The following is a 4,009-nucleotide window of genomic DNA, read 5'->3' as shown; positions in this document are numbered from 1 at the left end:
ATAATATTACCCTATCAGAAAGCTATGATACCTCTAACGCAAAAGAAAAGCATGAAAAGTCTTTTGCTGGTGTGACAACTTCCGTTGATATCGGTGTCCTTGGCACGGTACAAGGACTAAAAGATGCCGCAGATCACATGAATAATAAGGATGGTAACAATACAGTTATTAATGGCATACTGACTGGCATGAAAATCAATCACCTCTTTAATAAAGGAGAGAACTTTATTAATTGGCTGACTGGCAATACGGGGGAAAAGGGGAACACAACCAAAGGACTGAGTAGCTCATTAGGAGGGGTGGGGGGCTCCACCAAGGATGCTCTTGCCAATCTGGCTGGCGCATCTGGCAGTGTAACCGTGGGCTTTAAAACTGAGAAAACAGAAGCCTCTTCTCAAGTCTCCACAGCGGTGACAGATAGCATAGAAGGCGGACGCGCTGTTAACATGCAAGCCCACAAAGGCAGCATTCATGGTGTTGGCGCTGATATTATCGCTGGTACCAATCCAATCTATGTGCTGGAAAATGATGCACAGAGCGGAAATATCACCATGGAAGCAGGTGAAGATATCATCTTTGAAAGTGCACAAAACACGCAAAGCACACAAAACAGCAGTGAAAGTGCTTCAATGAGTGTTGGCACCGGTTATGGCACGGGTGGCGCAGGGGCAACGGGCAGTGCTGCTTTTAGTCAAGGGGAAGGTTCCAGTGAGGAAGTTCAACACAAAAACAGCCATATTATAGGCACCGGCACCGTTCATACCACGAGTGGGGCAAACACCACATTGGCAGGCGCCGTGGTTTCTGGAGAGCGTGTAGAAATGGAAGTAGGGGGTGATTTTGCCATTACCAGCCGCAGTGATACGGGACAAACTTCCAGTAAGCAAAACTCTGTTTCTGTTGGGTTTGGTGCTGGACAAACGGGTGGTGGGGGCTCCATGAGCGCCTCTTTCCAAAAGGATAAATCCTCTAGTGATTATCATAGTGTTGTGGAGCAATCAGGCATCAAAGCGGGTGATGGCGGCTTTAATATCATAGTTAAAGACAAAACAACGCTGACCGGAGGCATCATTGCCAGCACCGCGCCGGCAGATAAAAACAGCCTGACCACTGGAAGCATTAGCACCAGTGATATCAACAACAGTGCCCATGCTAAAGCCAGCAGCCATGGGTTTAGCATTTCTGGGAATGATACGATAAAGAACATTGCCAAGAATGTTTTAAATCACGGCAAAGCCAAGGATGCAGCAGAAGGGGAAACCAAATCTGCTATCAGCGATGGGACTATCATTCTTACTGATACAACTGGACAGAGGGCGATGGGGCAAGATGCTGGACAAGTCATTGGCTCTCTCAACCGCAACACCGCTACAGCCCACCAAGCCGTTGCACCGGTGGACGCCACATCGCTTGAGGGGATCGTTCATAATCGCGTAGATATGATCAATGATTTATCGGATGAAGGATTGGGATACTGGGACAAAGTGCGCGAAGTCGCAAATGTTAAAGAGCATCCAGTAGGTGAGATTGCGCATGATGAAAATGGCAAAGTACTCTATTTAACCGATGAAAATGGAGAACCTATAAAAGACAGCGATGGAGAATATATTACTCTGTATCACTTTTTAAATGCTGAAGATGAGCAGTATTTACAAGCTGGCTCTGATGGCAACAGGCGTATGTTCTATAATGGTATTTTTAACACACCAGATGAAGCAGCGCGTAATGCGGTTCAGTTAGCTGATAATGAGCATGAACCCCTTTATTTTACATACCACCCACAAGCTAAAGACAGGCTCGTAGAGATCGGAGTAGCGATTTATGAGTATTTTGGGAAATGGAGTAATTCGACCAAGAAGTTACAAGATTTTGTCTATCGTTATGGTAATACAGGGGCGATTGTTAGTGCGCATAGCCGTGGTAGCTTGACAGTGGGCAATGGAATGCGTGACTTTGAACAGCATGGCATTCACGGTATAGCAGAAAAAACAGATATCTATCTTTTTGGACCAGCTGATAACTCTCAATCAATAGCGAATGCACTCTATTATGTGAGTGATGGTAAAAAAGATCATATTTATTTACAAAACCATATATTCGATCCCATTGGTACAGGAATTGGTCACAATCTACCTACTTTTTATAAGGCACCCTTAAGGTTCCCTTATGCAATATTTCCACCAGCAACTCCAATGATAGAGCAAATGCGAGCGTTACGCGGCTTTAAATCTAGTACCCATAGGTGTTATGGTAATGCGGGTGATGCGTGTGAACGTGATTATGGAACACATCATAATGATAATACAAAAATTTATGCACCTCATGCAATTTTGGATAATTTAGGTTTAGGTTATTTATGGAGAAAAAAATGAATACACTGTTTAAATTATTGAGTGGGATAGTTTTATTAAGTATAGCTGGATGTGACATTGAAAACATTGACAAACCTGCTCCAGGGTACGTGAATATGTGGGAGAAGCCAGGAGCAGATTCTACTGAGGTAGGAAAAGCCTTATTAGAATGTGGAATGCCGAGTCTTATCGATCCTGATTCAGAAAATAAAGAGGTAAACAATAATGGATGGGCAACAATTGATGCCTGTATGGTTCAAGCAGGATTCCACTATAAAGATAAATGGGGAGGAACTTGGTGTCAAAACTATAAAGCCGAAAACTTGCCCATTTGTCAGCCTGGTGCTGTCATCCCGAAGAGAAGTGTCGAAAAGCGCTTAAACAGCCCGTTTTGTAAAAGGTATAAAAATGCATCTGAATGCAAGCCTTAAGTGATGATCAACAATCCCCTATCCTTGCCTTTGCTTGGAACGGCGGGATTGTTTCCTCACGCACATTATTTAACGGATGAAGAACAACAGAATTTACAAAAAGGTTCTGATGGCAAGGTTCATGTTTTTCTCAATGGTATTTTTACAACACCAGATGACGCAGCCCATAATGCGGTTCAGTTGGCTGATAACAAGAATGATCCACACTATTTTCTGATGTTCCCTCATAGCGATTCGCGCTTGGTAGATTTGTTCATTGCAGGGTATCAGTATGCTCTAGAAGGTAAGTTGGGTATTTTGACCAATTCGACGAAGAAGTACCAGAATCTGTTGTATAGCCTTGGCAATATAGGATTGCATACTGATGCGCATAGCCGCGGCAGTATGACAGCGGGCAATGGATCGCATGATTTAGAAAAGCATGGTGTTCATGGTATAGCAAAGAAAACAACGATTAATTTCTTTGGACCAGCTTATAATACTCAAAACATGGCAGATACGTTATATATCTTAAGTGATGGAAAGCAGGATTATGTAAACTTGGAAAATCATAAAAATGACTTTGTGGGTACAAAGATTGGCAAAAATCCTTACACTTTTGAGCAAATACCTCCTGGAAGTGGTCCCTGGAAAGAGAGAGGGCAAATATTTAAGGGCTACCCCAGTGTTCATGCTTGTTATGGTCATGCAGGTTATGCGTGTACATCGCGCTATGGTTCACCTAATCGTACGCCAATTTATTCAAAATATTCAGGGAGGAAAAAATGAAACAAATCTTGAAATTATTAAGCGGAATAGTTTTGGTTAGTGTAGCTGGATGTAACATCGATAAGCCTCCTCCAGGGTATTTGAGTATGTGGGAGAAAAATAGTGTTACTGATTTTACTGAGGTAGGAAAAGCCTTGTTAGAATGTGGTATGCCAACGCCTTATGATGTTTTTCCAGAAAACCAACAGCAGAGCATTAATGCTAAAGCAACAACTTATGCTTGCATGATCCAAGCAGGATTCCACTATAAAGGGAGAGGTAACTGGTGTTATACTTTTAAAGAGAAAAACTTGCCGATTTGTCGTCCAGGTGCTGTCATACCACAGCGCAGTGTCAAGAAGCGTTTGAACAGCCCTTTTTGTAAAAAGTATAAAAATGCACCTGAATGCCAGCCTTAAGTCTTGCTTCAGCAGAGAAAGCCTTGAATTTACACCAAATAAAGCACCAGGTTGATGAGCT

General features: G+C 42.8%; 4 protein-coding genes. All 4 read left to right on the top strand.

The window, feature by feature from the left end:
- On the top strand, window positions 1-2,372 hold a 2,372-nt coding region (locus ACFILA_RS09190), incomplete at its 5' end, for a hemagglutinin repeat-containing protein (RefSeq protein WP_375661084.1).
- Entirely contained in the window at window positions 2,369-2,782 is a 414-nt protein-coding gene (locus ACFILA_RS09185) for a hypothetical protein (protein WP_375661083.1), read from the top strand. The genes ACFILA_RS09190 and ACFILA_RS09185, both read left to right, overlap by 4 nt.
- A gap of 3 nt (window positions 2,783-2,785) precedes the next feature.
- Complete coding sequence (locus ACFILA_RS09180; RefSeq protein ID WP_375661082.1) at window positions 2,786-3,550, top strand: hypothetical protein; 765 nt, start codon at window positions 2,786-2,788, stop codon at window positions 3,548-3,550.
- Window positions 3,547-3,948, top strand: coding sequence for a hypothetical protein (locus ACFILA_RS09175; RefSeq protein ID WP_375661081.1), 402 nt, complete (start codon window positions 3,547-3,549; stop codon window positions 3,946-3,948). Before ACFILA_RS09180 ends, ACFILA_RS09175 begins: the two co-directional genes overlap by 4 nt.
- Window positions 3,949-4,009: the final 61 nt, after the last annotated feature.

It is taken from the genome of Bartonella sp. CL71SXKL (assembly GCF_042194935.1).
Classification (GTDB): Bacteria; Pseudomonadota; Alphaproteobacteria; order Rhizobiales; family Rhizobiaceae; genus Bartonella.
This window is presented reverse-complemented; position numbering and strand designations above follow the sequence as displayed.

Coding starts and splice junctions, on each gene's coding strand:
- ACFILA_RS09185 (WP_375661083.1), top strand. CDS start 2,369: ATGAATACACTGTTTAAATTATTGAGTGGGATAGTTTTATTAAGTATA.
- ACFILA_RS09180 (WP_375661082.1), top strand. CDS start 2,786: ATGATCAACAATCCCCTATCCTTGCCTTTGCTTGGAACGGCGGGATTG.
- ACFILA_RS09175 (WP_375661081.1), top strand. CDS start 3,547: ATGAAACAAATCTTGAAATTATTAAGCGGAATAGTTTTGGTTAGTGTA.